This window comes from Aeromicrobium sp. Root495, assembly GCF_001426755.1.
Lineage (GTDB): Bacteria > Actinomycetota > Actinomycetes > Propionibacteriales > Nocardioidaceae > Aeromicrobium.
Genome location: NZ_LMFJ01000001.1, coordinates 1,465,063 through 1,478,355 on the forward strand (window position 1 = coordinate 1,465,063; position 13,293 = coordinate 1,478,355).

Below are 13,293 nucleotides of genomic sequence, written 5' to 3' on the forward strand. Positions count from 1 at the left end.
GGAGACAAGCATGAACGATCGTCTGCAGTCCCTCAGCGACGCCGGAGTGTCCATCTGGCTCGATGACCTCTCCCGCGAGCGCATCGAGACGGGCAACCTCCAGGAGCTCGTCGACGGCTCCAACGTCGTCGGCGTCACCACCAACCCGTCGATCTTCGCCTCGGCCCTCGCCAAGGGCGAGAAGTACGAGCCGCAGGTCAAGGAGCTCAAGGCCGCCGGTGCCGACGTCGACACCACGGTCTTCGAGCTCACCACGAAGGACGTCCACGACGCCGCCGTCATCCTGCGGCCCGTGCACGACGCCACGGACGGGGTCGACGGCCGCGTGTCCATCGAGGTCGAGCCGGGCCTCGCCAAGGACACCGACGCCACCGTGGCCATGGCCCAGAAGCTCTGGGACAAGGTCGGTCAGCCCAACACGCTCATCAAGATCCCGGCCACGGTCGAGGGCCTTCCCGCGATCGCTGCCACGATCGCCGCGGGCATCAGCGTCAACGTGACCCTGATCTTCTCGCTCGAGCGCTACCGCGGCGTCATGGACGCCTACCTCTACGGCCTGGAGCAGGCCGAGGCCAACGGGCACGACCTGTCCACCATCCACTCGGTCGCGTCGTTCTTCGTGAGCCGTGTCGACTCCGAGGTCGACGGTCGCCTGCCCGAGGGGCACGCGCTGCGCGGCAAGGCCGCCCTCGCCAACGCCCGACTCGCCTTCGAGGCGTACGAGGAGGTCTTCGGCTCCGACCGGTTCAAGGCCCTCCAGGCCAAGGGAGCGCGCGCGCAGCGTCCGCTGTGGGCCTCCACCGGCGTCAAGGACCCGGCCTACCCCGACACCCTCTACGTCTCCGAGCTCGTCACCGCCGACACGGTCAACACCATGCCGGAGAAGACGCTGCAGGCCTTCGCCGACCACGGCGAGGTCGCCGGCGACACGGTCCGCGGCACCTACGACGACGCGCGTGAGGTCATCGCCGGGCTCGAGGCCGAGGGCATCTCCTACGACGAGGTGGTGGAGATCCTCGAGCGCGAGGGCCTCGAGAAGTTCGACGCCTCCTGGTCCGAGCTGCTCGAGACCGTCTCCGCCGAGCTGGACAAGGCCTGAGTCGTGGCCGGAGGGAGCCCCGACGTCACCCTGACCGCTGCTGACTCCGAGGCCTTCGAGGCCGCCGTGCACCGTGCGGTCGAGGAGCGGCTCGCGTCGCGCATCTTCGCCCACGACCCCACGGAGTGGGGCCCCGAGGCGGAGCACGAGGCGTCCATCCGACTCGGGTGGACGCACCTGGCCACGGAGTCGCGTCCGCTCGCCGACGAGGTGCTGGCGCTGCGCGCCGAGCTCAACGGCCGCGGCCTCGACCACGTCGTGCTGTGCGGCATGGGTGGGTCCTCCCTCGCCCCGGAGGTCATCTGCCACACCGACGGTGTCGAGCTCACCGTGCTCGACTCCTCGCAGCCCGACATGGTGCGACGGGCCCTCGGCGACCGCCTCGAGCGGTCCGTCGTCGTGGTCTCGAGCAAGTCCGGAGGAACGGTCGAGACCGACAGCCAGCGCCGGGTCTACGAGAAGGCCTTCCTCGACGCAGGCCACGACCCGGCCGACCACATCGTCGTGGTCACCGACCCGGGCTCCCCTCTGGAGCAGCAGGCGCGCGAGTCCGGCTACCGGACCTTCCTCGCCAACCCGCACGTCGGGGGGCGCTACTCCGCACTCACCGCCTTCGGACTGGTGCCCAGCGGCCTGGCGGGAGCCGACGTCGTCGGTCTTCTCGACTCGGCGCAGGCGGCCACGCAGGCGCTCCAGGCCGACTCCGCCGACAACCCGGGCCTGCGGCTCGGCGTGCTCCTCGGCGTGGCCAACGCCCAGGGCGTCGACAAGCTCGTCCTGAGCGACCACACCGGGCACGGCGTCGGCGACTGGATCGAGCAGCTCGTGGCCGAGTCCACCGGCAAGGACGGCAAGGGCGTCCTGCCCGTCGTGGTGGAGTCCCCCACCGCGGTCAACGCCGTGCCCAGCACGGCCGACTCGATCGTCACCGGCATCGGCACGGACACGCCCCCCGAGGCCTCGTCGGGATACGCCGTGGCCACCACCGGCGACCTCGGCGCCCAGATGTTGCTGTGGGAGGTGGCCACCGTCGTGGCCGGCGAGCTCATCGGCATCAACCCCTTCGACCAGCCCGACGTCGAGAGCGCCAAGCAGGCGGCCCGCGACCTGCTCGGTGGCTCCCAGGAGCCACCGTCGCCCGCGTTCACCGAGGACGGCATCGCCGTGCACGGCACCGACGCCACCACCGTCGAGGGCTCCCTGTACGAGCTGCTCGCCGCGCTCGACGAGAACCACGGCTACGTCGCCGTCCAGGCCTACCTGGACCGCGTCGGCCTCCCGGCCTACGAAGGCCTGCGCGAGCTGTTGGCCCGCCGCACCGGTCGTCCCGTCACCTTCGGCTGGGGCCCGCGGTTCCTGCACTCCACGGGGCAGTACCACAAGGGCGGGCCGCTCACGGGCGTCTACCTGCAGCTCACCTCCGACCCCGTCGAGGACCTGCCGGTGCCCGGACGCGACTTCACCCTGGGCGACTTCATCGGCTCGCAGGCCGAGGGTGACGCCAGCGTCCTGCGAGGCCGGGGCCGTCCCGTCCTGCGCTGGCACCTCGACGACGTCGAGTCGGCCCTGGGACGGCTGCGCGAGCTGCTCTCATGACCTCCGCCGCCGAGCTCGGGCTCGACAACCCGCTGCGCGACCCGCAGGACCGGCGCCTTCCCCGCATCGCGGGTCCGTGCGGCGTCGTGCTCTTCGGCGTCACCGGAGACCTGGCCCGCAAGAAGCTCATCCCCGCCATCTACGACCTCGCCAACCGCGGGCTGCTGCCGCCGGGCTTCGCGCTCATCGGCTTCGCCCGTCACGACTTCGGCGAGCAGGGCTTCGCCCAGCTGGCCAAGAAGGCGGCCAAGGCCGGAGCCCGGACGCCGTGGCGCGAGAGCACCTGGAAGCAGCTCTTCGCCGGGGTCCGCTTCGTGGAGGGATCCTTCGACGACGACACGGCGTGGGAGAAGCTCAGCCACACGCTGGCCGAGCTCGACGAGAAGCAGGGCACGCAGGGCAACCACGCGTTCTACCTGTCCATCCCGCCGGGCCTCTTCCCGGTGGTGGTGAGCAAGCTCAAGCAGCACGGGCTCGCCCAGGCGCCCGGCGACGCCTGGCGCCGCGTCGTCATCGAGAAGCCCTTCGGGCACGACCTCGAGTCGGCGCAGCAGCTCAACGAGATCGTGGCCGAGGTCTTCCCGCCCGAGAGCGTCTTCCGCATCGACCACTACCTGGGCAAGGAGACGGTCCAGAACATCCTGGCCTTCCGCTTCGCCAACGGGATGTTCGAGCCGGTGTGGAACAGCCACTACGTCGACCACGTGCAGATCACGATGGCCGAGGACATCGGCATCGGCACCCGTGCCGGCTACTACGACGGCATCGGCGCGGCCCGCGACGTCATCCAGAACCACCTGCTGCAGCTCATGGCGCTCGTGGCCATGGAGGAGCCGGTCTCCCTCAACGCGGCAAGCCTGCGCATCGAGAAGCAGAAGATCCTGGCCAACGCGCGCCCGCCGCAGCGTCTCGACCTGCACACGAGCCACGCGCAGTACACGACCGGCTGGGCCGGCGGCGAGGAGGTGGCGGGCTACCTCGAGGAGGAGGGCATCCCGGCCGACTCCACCACCGAGACCTACGCGGCCATCCGCCTCGACATCGAGACCCGCCGCTGGGCCGGCGTGCCGTTCTACCTCCGGGTCGGCAAGCGGCTGGGACGCCGCGTCACCGAGGTCGCGGTCGTCTTCAAGCGAGCGCCGCACCTGCCGTTCCAGTCCACCGACGTCGAGGAGCTGGGACAGAACGCGCTCGTCATGCGCATCCAGCCCGATGAAGGCGTCACGCTGCGCTTCGGCGCCAAGGTGCCCGGCACGGTCATGGAGATCCGCGACGTCAACATGGACTTCGCCTACGGCGGCACCTTCGTCGAGGACTCCCCCGAGGCCTACGAGCGACTCATCCTCGACGTCCTGCTCGGCGACCCTCCGCTGTTCCCGCAGCACGAGGAGGTCGAGCTGGCCTGGGAGATCCTCGACCCGATCATCCGTCACTGGTCACGCAAGAAGTCCATCGACACCTACCCCGCAGGCACGTGGGGACCCCAGTCCGCCGACGCGATGATCGCGCGCGACGGACGTCGATGGAGGAGGCCCTAGATGCAGGTCACGCTCGAGCACACCAACTCCTCGGCCATCGCGGCGGCGCTCGTGCGGGCCCGCCACCAGTCCGGCAGCCCCGCCATGGACATGGTGCTCACCCTCATCGTCGTGTGCGACGACGAGACCGTCACCGACGCGCTCGCGGCCGCCACCACCTTGTCGCGCGAGCATCCCGCGCGGGTCATCGGCGTCATCCTGGGCAAGCGCACCGGAGCAGCCGATCTCCACGCCAAGATCCGCGTCGGCAGCGAGACGTCGGGCGAGTCCATCCTGCTGAGGCTCTCGGGCCGACTGGTGCCGCACGCGGAGTCCGCGGTCCTGCCACTCCTGCTCCCGGACTCCCCCGTGGTCGTCTGGTGGCCCGGACCGGCGCCCACCGACCCGTCGGCCGACGCCATGGGCGCGCTGGCCAACCGCCGGCTCACCGACGCCGAGGCCGCGCCCCGACCGCTGCGCAGCCTCCAGGCGTCCGCCAAGGCCTACACGCCGGGCGACACCGATCTCTCCTGGACCCGCCTGACGCCCTGGAGGGCCCTCCTGGCGGCCGCGTACGACCAGGTTCGCTCCCCGGTCACCGGTGGCGTCATCGAGGCCGGACCGGGCAACCCGGCCGGGGTCCTCCTCGAGTCGTGGCTCGAGAGCCGCCTCGGGGTCCACGTGTCGTGGAAGAAGATCGAGTCCGAGAAAATCCAGCGGGTCGTCCTCACCACCGCGCGCGGCGACATCTGCATCGAGCGCGACGCCGACGACTCCGCCACCTTCTCCGTCCCGGGCGCTGCACCGCGCACCGTGCCGCTGCCCACCCGGACCCTCGCCGAGCTGCTCGCCGAGGACCTTCGTCGCCTCGACGCCGACGAGGTCTACGGCGCCACCGTCCAACGACTCGTGAAGGCCTGACATGACCGAGATCCACGTCGTCCCCACCGGCGACCAGCTGGCCGACGACATCGCTCGCAGGCTCACGGCGCTGGTCGTCGACGTCCGCGCCCAGGGTCGCCGACCCACGGTCGTGCTCACGGGCGGGACGATCGCCAACCAGGTCTACGAGCGGCTCGACGTCGAGGCCGCCGAGTGGGCCGAGGTCGACTGGTACTGGGGCGACGAGCGCTTCGTGCCGGCCGGTCACGAGGACCGCAACGACCAGCAGGCGCGCGACGCCTTCCTCGACCGGGCCGCCGTCCCCGCCGAACGCGTCCACGCCATGCCGGCACACGGCTGCAGCGACTCCATGGCCGCGGCCGCCGACGACTACGCCGACGCCCTGCCCACGGAGCCGTTCGACCTCGTGCTCTTGGGGGTCGGGCCCGACGGGCACGTCGCCTCCCTGTTCCCGCACCACGACAAGCACCTGCACGAGACGCGCCGCCTCGCCGTGGAGGTCTTCGACTCCCCCAAGCCGCCGCCGCAGCGCATCACGCTCACCTTCGCGGCCCTCAACCACGCCCGCGCGGTGTGGTTGCTGGTCTCGGGCGACGGCAAGGCCGAGGCGGTCGCCCGCGCCCTGGCCGAGGAGGGCACCGTCGAGCAGACCCCCGCACGCGGTGTCGGCGGCACGGAGGAGACCCTCTGGCTGCTCGACGAGGCCGCTGCCTCGCTCCTCTGAGGACGGTCCTCCTCAGCCGGGACGAGAAAGCCCCCGCCGGCGGGTGGCTGGCGGGGGCTTCGGCGTGCAGGTCAGAAGATGACCTCGCCGGACTTGCGCTTGGCGCGGAGCGTCTCGATGGCCTCGGACAGGATCTCGACGGCCTCGTCCTCGGTGCGGCGCTCCTTCACGTACGCGAGGTGCGTCTTGTACGGCTCCGTCTTGGGCGCCGCGGGGCGGTCGGCCGAGTCGGTGCTGGCCGGCATGCCGCAGCGCGGGCAGTCCCACGACGCGGGGACGTCGGCCTCGAGCGAGAACTGCAGCACCGTCTCGTGGTCGTTGACGCAGAAGTAGGTGATGGCCTGGCGGGGCGCGGCCTCGCCACGCTCGGCCTCGCCCATGGGTCCGGAGCCGATGCGGCTTCCGCGGATGGCACCAGCAGCCATGTCAGTTGCTCACCTTCAGCAGGAGCCCGAGGGCGACCACGGAGACGACCCACACGACGGCGATGCCGACGGTGATGCGGTCGAGGTTGCGCTCGGCCACCGAGGACCCGCCCAGCGAGCTGGACACGCCACCGCCGAACATGTCGGAGAGACCGCCACCGCGGCCCTTGTGCATGAGGATCAGCACGATCATGAGCAGGCTCGAGATCGTGAGGACGATCGAGAACAGAAGGATCACAGCAAGTCTTTCTTCAATGTCTCAGCGTGGGGGCTCAGGGTCGGGGTTCAGATGCCCAGGTCGGGCATGTCGTAGAACCGGGCGATCGCGGCGAACTCCTCCGCCTGGAGGCTCGCACCTCCGACCAGGGCCCCGTCCACGTCGGACTTGACCATGATGGAGGCGATGTTCGCTGCTTTCACCGATCCGCCGTAAAGAATACGCATCCGGTCGGCCGCTTCGGGCGAGAAGGTCTCACTCACCCGTGCGCGGATGGCCGCGCAGACCTCCTGGGCGTCGTCGGGGGTGGCCACCTCGCCGGTGCCGATGGCCCACACGGGCTCGTACGCGATGACGAGGCCGGCGACCTGCTCGGCGGAGAGACCGGCGAGCGATCCGTCGACCTGGGCGAGGGTGTGGGCCACGTGCTCACCGGCCTGGCGGACCTCGAGGCCCTCGCCGACGCACACGATGGGCGTGATCTCGGCGGCGAGCGCCTTGACGGTCTTGGTGTTGACGACCGCGTCGGACTCGGCGTGGTACTCGCGGCGCTCGGAGTGACCGACGACGACGTACGAGCAGCCGAGCTTGGCCAGCATGGCGGCCGAGATCTCACCGGTGTAGGCCCCGCCGTCGTGCTCGGAGACGTCCTGTGCGCCGTAGCCGATCGTGAGTCGGTCGCCGTCGACGAGCGTCTGGACGCTGCGCAGGTCGGTGAACGGCGGGATGACGACGACCTCGGCCTTGGCCGGGTCGTGCTTCTTGTCCGACAACGTCCAGGCGAGCTTCTGCACCAGGACGACGGCCTCCTGGTGGTTCAGGTTGCTCTTCCAGTTGCCGGCCATGAGCGGGGTACGAGTCATGCGGGGTCCTCCGGGCTCTGCTCTTCAAGGATGGCGAGACCCGGGAGAGTCTTGCCCTCGAGGTACTCCAGGCTCGCACCGCCGCCGGTGGAGATGTGACCGAACTGGTCGTCCGTGAACCCGAGCTGACGCACCGCTGCGGCCGAGTCGCCACCGCCGACGACCGACAGGCCGTCGACCTCGGTGAGCGCCTTCGCCACGGCACGCGTGCCGCCGGAGAAGGCCTCGAACTCGAAGACGCCCATGGGGCCGTTCCAGAACACGGTCTTCGCGGCGCTGACGATCGACGCGAAGTGCGCGGCCGAGTCGGGGCCGATGTCGAGGCCCATCTGGTCGTCCGGGATGGCGTCGGCCGCCACGACGGTGGCCGGGGCGTCGGCCGAGAACGCCGGTGCCACGACGATGTCGGTGGGCAGGACGAGGTCGACACCCTTCTCGGCGGCCTGCTCGACGTAGCGCCGGGCGATGTCGAGCTGGTCGGCCTCGAGGAGGGACGAGCCCACGCCGTGGCCCTGGGCCGCGAGGAAGGTGAAGACCATCCCGCCGCCGATCAGGAGGCTGTCGGCCTTGTCGATGAGGTTGTCGATGACACCGAGCTTGTCGGAGACCTTGGACCCGCCCAGCACGACCACGTACGGACGCTCGGGGGTGTCGGTGAGGCGCTTCAGCACCTCGACCTCGGTCTGCACGAGTCCACCCACGGCGGCGGGCAGCCGCTCGGCGACGTCGTAGACGCTGGCCTGCTTGCGGTGCACCACGCCGAAGCCGTCGGAGACGAACGCGTCGGCGAGGGCCGCGAGCTCGTCGGCGAAGGCTCCGCGCTCAGCGTCGTCCTTGCTCGTCTCGCCCGCGTTGAAGCGGACGTTCTCGAGCACGGCGACCTGTCCGTCGGTGAGTGCCGCGGTGATGTGCTTGGCCTCCGTGCCGACGGTGTCGTTGGCGAAGAGGACCGGCGTGCCGAGCAGCTCACCGAGGCGCTGGGCCACGGGGGCCAGCGAGAACGCCGGGTCGGGGGTGCCCTTGGGACGACCCAGGTGGGCCGTGACGAGCACCCGGGCACCGGCGTCGGCGAGACGCTTGATGGTGGGCACGCTGGCGCGCACCCGTCCGTCGTCGGTGATCGTGGTGCCGTCGAGCGGCACGTTGAGGTCGGAGCGGACCAGCACGCGCTTGCCGCGCAGGTCTCCCCCGAGCTCGGTGGTCAGGTCGTCGATCGTCTTCACAGCGCCCGGGACTCCGTCGGCGCTCAGAGCGAGGCGCCGACGTGCACGACGAGGTCGGCGAGGCGGTTGGAGTAGCCCCACTCGTTGTCGTACCAGCCGACGACCTTGACCTGGTCGCCGATGACCTTGGTGAGGCCCGAGTCGAAGATGCAGGACGACGGGTCGGTGACGATGTCGGCCGACACGATCTCGTCCTCGGTGTAGACGAGGAAACCCTTCATGGCGCCCTCGGCCGCGGCCTTGACGATGGAGTTGACCTCCTCGACCGTGGTCTCGCGCGAGGCGGTGAAGGTGAGGTCGGTGGCCGAGCCGGTGGGCACGGGCACCCGGAGGGCGTAGCCGTCGAGCTTGCCCTTGAGCTCGGGGAGCACGAGGCTCACGGCCTTGGCGGCGCCGGTCGACGTGGGGATGATGCTCAGGTTGGCGGCGCGGGCGCGACGGAGGTCGCTGTGCGGCGCGTCCTGCAGGTTCTGGTCCTGCGTGTACGCGTGGATCGTGGTCATCAGGCCCTTCTCGATGCCCAGGCCGTCGTTGAGCGCCTTGGCCATGGGAGCGAGGCAGTTGGTGGTGCACGACGCGTTGGAGATGACCGTGTGGGCGGCCGGGTCGTAGAGGTCGTGGTTGACGCCCATCACGACCGTGATGTCCTCGTTCTTGGCGGGCGCGGAGATGATGACCTTCTTGGCACCGCCGTCGACGTGCGCCTTCGCCTTGGTGGCGTCGGTGAAGAAGCCGGTGGACTCGATGACGATGTCGACACCGACCGAGGCCCAGTCGAGCTTCGCGGGATCGCGCTCGGCGAACGCTGCGATCTTCTGCTCGCCGACGTAGATGTTGGCGTCGTCGTAGGTGACGTCGGCGTCGAGACGGCCGAGGATCGAGTCGTACTTGAGCACATGCGCGAGCGTCTTGTTGTCCGTCAGGTCGTTGACGGCGACGATCTCGATGTCGGCGCCGGCTGCACGCGCCGCGCGGAAGAAGTTGCGGCCGATACGGCCAAATCCATTGATGCCAACGCGAACGGTCACAGCGACGATGCTCCTGGATGGTGGGGGTGAGACGTGGCCAGCCTAACGAAGTGCCGAGGTGACTCGCGAGTCACCTCGGTCGGCGGGCCAGGACGGCTGTCCCGTCGACCTCGTCGTCGAACCTCACCGACGTCTCGAGCCCTGCCCGGGTGAGCGCCTCGACGGTGGTGTCGGCCTGCTCCCGGCCTGTCTCGACGGCGACCAGGCCGTCCGGAGCGAGCCAGGACGCCGCCTCGCCGGCGATCCGACGGTGCAGGTCGGCACCGTCGCTGCCGCCGTCGAGGGTGTGGTGCGGCTCGTGGTCCCTCGCCTCGGGCGGCATGAGGGCGATGGCGTGCGTGGGGACGTACGGCGCGTTGGCCACGAGGACGTCGACGCGGCCCCGCAGCCCGGCCGGGAGCGGGCGGAGGAGGTCGCCGCACCACACCCCCGCCGCAGGGCCGAGATTGGTCCGGGCGTGCACGAGGGCTCGCGCGTCGAGGTCGGCGGCATGCACGACGGCGTCGGGTCGCGCCGCCAGCACGGCGCTGCCGACCGGAGCCACTCCGCAGCAGACCTCGACGACGAGCGGTGCGTCGGCGCCGGAGACGTGCTCCAGCGCCACGTCCACGAGCACCTGGGTGCGGGACCGCGGGACGAAGACGCCGGGACCGACGGCGAGGCGCAGGCCGCCGAACTGCACCCAGCCCAGGAGGTGCTCCAGCGGCTCGCCACCGACCCGGCGACGGACCAGACGCTCCAGGGACTCCCCCGTCGCGACCTCGGCCAGCAGCCGTGCCTCGTCCTCGGCGTACACGCAGCCCGCTGCGCGCAACCGCTCCACGAGACCGGGCAGCGCGACCTACTCCTCGGACAGGGTGTCGTCGCCGAGGCTCGCCTCGGTGTCGGGGATCCCGCGCTCCTCGGCGATCTTGTCCGCCATGGCGAGCAGGCGGCGGATGCGGCCGGCGATGGCGTCCTTCGTGAGCGGCGGGTCGTGCAGCTGGCCGAGCTCCTCGAGGCTGGCCTGCCGGTGCTCGACCCGGAGCGTGCCGGCCATCTTGAGGTGGTCGGGGACGTCCTCGGCCAGGATCTCCAGCGCGCGCTGGGCGCGGGCGCCGGCCGCCACCGCGGCGCGCGCCGAGCGACGCAGGTTGGCGTCGTCGAAGTTGGCGAGGCGGTTGGCCGTGGCACGCACCTCCCGGCGCATGCGTCGCTCCTCCCAGGCCAACAGCGACTCGTGAGCACCCAGACGGGTGAGCAGGGCGCCGATGGCCTCACCGTCGCGGATGACGACGCGGTCGCCGCCACGCACCTCACGCGCCTTGGCACTGATGCCGAGTCGACGTGCTGCGCCCACGAGGGCGAGCGCGGCCTCCGGGCCCGGGCAGCTGACCTCGAGCGCGGAGGAGCGACCGGGCTCGGTGAGCGAGCCGTGGGCCAGGAAGGTGCCCCGCCAGGCCGCGACCGAGTCGCACGACGCACCCGAGACCACCTGGGGCGGAAGGCCACGGACGGGGCGTCCGCCACCGTCGATGAGTCCGGTCTGACGGGCCAGGGCCTCGCCGTCCTTGGCCACGCGGACGATGTAGTGGGTGACGCCCTTGCGCAGGTTGTTGCCCTGCACCACGAGCACCTCGCTCTGGTGCCCGTAGACCTCGGCGATGTCCTTGCGCAGGCGCCGGGCGGCTGCTCCGGTGTCGAGCTCGGCCTCCACGACGATGCGGCCGGCGACGATGTGCAGGCCCCCGGCGAACCTCAGGATCGAGGAGACCTCCGCCTTGCGGCAGCACGACTTGGTGATCGTGGTGTTCGCGAGCTCGGACTTGACCTGCGCCGTCATCGCCATGCGCGACCTGTTCCTCTCGTCGTTCCCTCGGACCACGCACTCGGGCGTGTCGCGGTCAGCGTCACTCTACGCCGGACTGCAAGACCGTGGAGAAGGTCTGGGCAAGACGATCAGGATCGTGCTGGTCCGAGCCCGGCGCGGCAGCCACGTCAGCCGTGACGAGGCGTGCTCCCAACGCCCGCGCTGCCGACTCAAGGATGCCACGGTCGTCGGCCAAGGAGGAATCGGCGATCACGACGTCGAGCCGGAGCTCGGCCGCATGAGCGCTCAGGACCTCGAGGTGGTCGGTGGGCGAGAGCCCCTCGGTCTCGCCCTCCTGCTCCCGCAGGTTGAGCACGAGGGCGCGCTGCGCCGAGGTGCGCACGAGGGCGTCGCGCAGCTGCGGGACCAGCAGCGTGGGCATGACGCTCGTGAACCACGAGCCGGGTCCGATGACGACCCAGTCGGCCGCCTCCACGGCAGCCACGGCCTCGGGACAGGCGGGCGGGTCCTCGGGGTCGAGTCGGACCGCCACGACCTGTCCGTCGACGGAGGCCACCTGCACCTGGCCACGCACGGTGGTGAGGCGGTCGGGGGCGGAGTCGAGGTGCACGTCGGCCTCGATGTCGAGGGGCACGGCCGCCATGGGAAGGACGCGACCGCGCGCACCGAGCAGCTGACCCACGAGGTCGAGCCCGGCCACGTGGTCGTCGAGGAGGTCCCAGATGGCCGCGATCAGGAGGTTGCCGACGGCGTGGTCGGCCAGCGGCCCGTCGCTCCTGAAGCGGTGCTGCAGCACCGCGGCCCACTGCTCACCCCACTGGTCGTCGGCGCACAGCGCGGCGAGCGCCATGCGCAGGTCGCCGGGCGGCAGGATGCCCAGCTCCTCGCGCAGGCGTCCGGACGACCCCCCGTTGTCGGCCACCGTGACGATGCCGGTGAGCCGGGTCTCCAGCCGGCGCAACGCCGAGAGGCTGGCTGCGAGACCGTGACCGCCGCCGAGCGCGACGACGTCGACGGCCGCCATCACTCACGCCCCAGGTCGCGGTGCACCACCAGGGTGCGGACGTCTCGGGCGCGCAGACGCAGCGCGAACGCCTCGGCCATGGCCACGCTGCGGTGGCGTCCGCCCGTGCAGCCGATGGCGATGGAGAGGAAGCGCTTGTCCTCGTGCAGGAACCCGTCGGTGAGCAGTGCCAGCAGGTTCTCGTACTGCTGGAGGAACTCCTGGGCCGACGGCTGGCTGAGCACGAACTGCGAGACCGGTGCGTCGAGGCCGCTCATGGGCTTGAGCTCGGGGTCCCAGAACGGGTTGGGCAGGAACCGCATGTCGGCCACCATGTCGGCGTCGATGGGGATCCCGTACTTGAAGCCGAACGACATGATCGATGCGCGCAGCCCGTCGGTCTCGCGCTGCTCGAACGCCGCACGGATCCGCTGGCCCAGCTGGTGGACGTTGAGGTTGGTGGTGTCGACGACCAGGTCGGCCCGGCCGCGCAGGCGGCGCAGGAGGTCGCGCTCGCGGGTGAAACCGTCCAGGAGGCGCCCCTCGCGGCTCAGGGGGTGCGGGCGTCGGGCCGCCTCCTGGCGCCGGACCAGGACCTCGTCGGAGGCCTCGAGGTACACGACCTCGGCATGCAGGCCGCGGTTTCGGAGCTCTTCGAGCGACTCGATGAGCGACTCGAAGAACTCGCCGGAGCGCGCGTCGGCCACGATGGCGAGTCGGTCGGTGTGACCCGTCGCCTCGATCGCCTCGACGGTGCCCACGAGCAGCGGGGCGGGAAGGTTGTCGATGACGAAGTAGCCGAGGTTCTCCAACGTCTTGGCGGCGGTGCCGCGTCCGGCCCCGGTCATGCCGGTCACCACCACGAACCTCGTGAGCTCGGTCATC

Annotated in this window: 14 protein-coding genes; 5 read left to right on the forward strand and 9 right to left on the reverse strand. The window is 71.0% G+C overall.

From position 1 onward, the window contains the following. Window positions 1–10: 10 nt before the first annotated feature. Genes tal through pgl form a run of 5 tightly spaced genes read left to right on the forward strand, consistent with a single transcriptional unit; the run spans window position 11 to window position 5,839 of the window. Entirely contained in the window at window positions 11–1,099 is a 1,089-nt protein-coding gene (gene tal / locus ASD11_RS07395) for a transaldolase (protein ID WP_056285264.1), read from the forward strand. A gap of 3 nt (window positions 1,100–1,102) precedes the next feature. Then, window positions 1,103–2,695, forward strand: a complete 1,593-nt coding sequence (locus ASD11_RS07400) for a glucose-6-phosphate isomerase (RefSeq protein WP_056285267.1) — start codon at window positions 1,103–1,105, stop codon at window positions 2,693–2,695. Continuing rightward, window positions 2,692–4,233: a glucose-6-phosphate dehydrogenase gene (gene zwf / locus ASD11_RS07405; protein ID WP_056285271.1), complete on the forward strand. Its 1,542-nt coding sequence runs from the start codon at window positions 2,692–2,694 to the stop codon at window positions 4,231–4,233. The genes ASD11_RS07400 and zwf overlap by 4 nt, the downstream gene beginning before the upstream one ends. Beyond that, the gene (locus ASD11_RS07410) at window positions 4,234–5,133 is read left to right on the forward strand and encodes a glucose-6-phosphate dehydrogenase assembly protein OpcA (protein ID WP_056285275.1); all 900 of its coding nucleotides are present in this window, start codon (window positions 4,234–4,236) and stop codon (window positions 5,131–5,133) included. Between the two features lies 1 nt (window position 5,134). Continuing rightward, window positions 5,135–5,839, forward strand: coding sequence for a 6-phosphogluconolactonase (pgl, locus tag ASD11_RS07415; protein WP_056285278.1), 705 nt, complete (start codon window positions 5,135–5,137; stop codon window positions 5,837–5,839). 71 nt (window positions 5,840–5,910) lie between these two features. Here pgl and ASD11_RS07420 read toward each other — a convergent pair whose 3' ends face one another. The 9 genes from ASD11_RS07420 to rapZ all read right to left on the reverse strand — a co-directional run bounded on the left by ASD11_RS07420 (window position 5,911) and on the right by rapZ (window position 13,292). Further along, window positions 5,911–6,264: an RNA polymerase-binding protein RbpA gene (locus ASD11_RS07420; RefSeq protein ID WP_056285281.1), complete on the reverse strand. Its 354-nt coding sequence runs from the start codon at window positions 6,262–6,264 to the stop codon at window positions 5,911–5,913. A gap of 1 nt (window position 6,265) precedes the next feature. Continuing rightward, the gene (gene secG / locus ASD11_RS07425) at window positions 6,266–6,502 is read right to left on the reverse strand and encodes a preprotein translocase subunit SecG (RefSeq protein WP_056285285.1); all 237 of its coding nucleotides are present in this window, start codon (window positions 6,500–6,502) and stop codon (window positions 6,266–6,268) included. A 47-nt stretch (window positions 6,503–6,549) separates the two neighbouring features. Beyond that, window positions 6,550–7,344, reverse strand: a complete 795-nt coding sequence (tpiA, locus tag ASD11_RS07430; RefSeq protein WP_056285288.1) for a triose-phosphate isomerase — start codon at window positions 7,342–7,344, stop codon at window positions 6,550–6,552. Beyond that, complete coding sequence (locus tag ASD11_RS07435; RefSeq protein ID WP_056285291.1) at window positions 7,341–8,567, reverse strand: phosphoglycerate kinase; 1,227 nt, start codon at window positions 8,565–8,567, stop codon at window positions 7,341–7,343. The genes tpiA and ASD11_RS07435 overlap by 4 nt, the downstream gene beginning before the upstream one ends. A gap of 23 nt (window positions 8,568–8,590) precedes the next feature. After that, entirely contained in the window at window positions 8,591–9,595 is a 1,005-nt protein-coding gene (gene gap, locus ASD11_RS07440) for a type I glyceraldehyde-3-phosphate dehydrogenase (protein WP_056285294.1), read from the reverse strand. Window positions 9,596–9,665: 70 nt separating this feature from the next. Then, the gene (locus ASD11_RS07445; RefSeq protein WP_268750695.1) at window positions 9,666–10,418 is read right to left on the reverse strand and encodes a putative protein N(5)-glutamine methyltransferase; all 753 of its coding nucleotides are present in this window, start codon (window positions 10,416–10,418) and stop codon (window positions 9,666–9,668) included. A gap of 18 nt (window positions 10,419–10,436) precedes the next feature. Further along, a complete protein-coding gene (gene whiA, locus ASD11_RS07450) occupies window positions 10,437–11,423 on the reverse strand; it encodes a DNA-binding protein WhiA (RefSeq protein ID WP_056285300.1) in 987 nt (328 codons plus the stop codon). A 61-nt stretch (window positions 11,424–11,484) separates the two neighbouring features. Continuing rightward, entirely contained in the window at window positions 11,485–12,429 is a 945-nt protein-coding gene (locus tag ASD11_RS07455; RefSeq protein WP_056285305.1) for a gluconeogenesis factor YvcK family protein, read from the reverse strand. Then, window positions 12,429–13,292, reverse strand: a complete 864-nt coding sequence (gene rapZ / locus ASD11_RS18070) for an RNase adapter RapZ (RefSeq protein WP_056285306.1) — start codon at window positions 13,290–13,292, stop codon at window positions 12,429–12,431. Before rapZ ends, ASD11_RS07455 begins: the two co-directional genes overlap by 1 nt. Window position 13,293 lies beyond the last annotated feature (1 nt).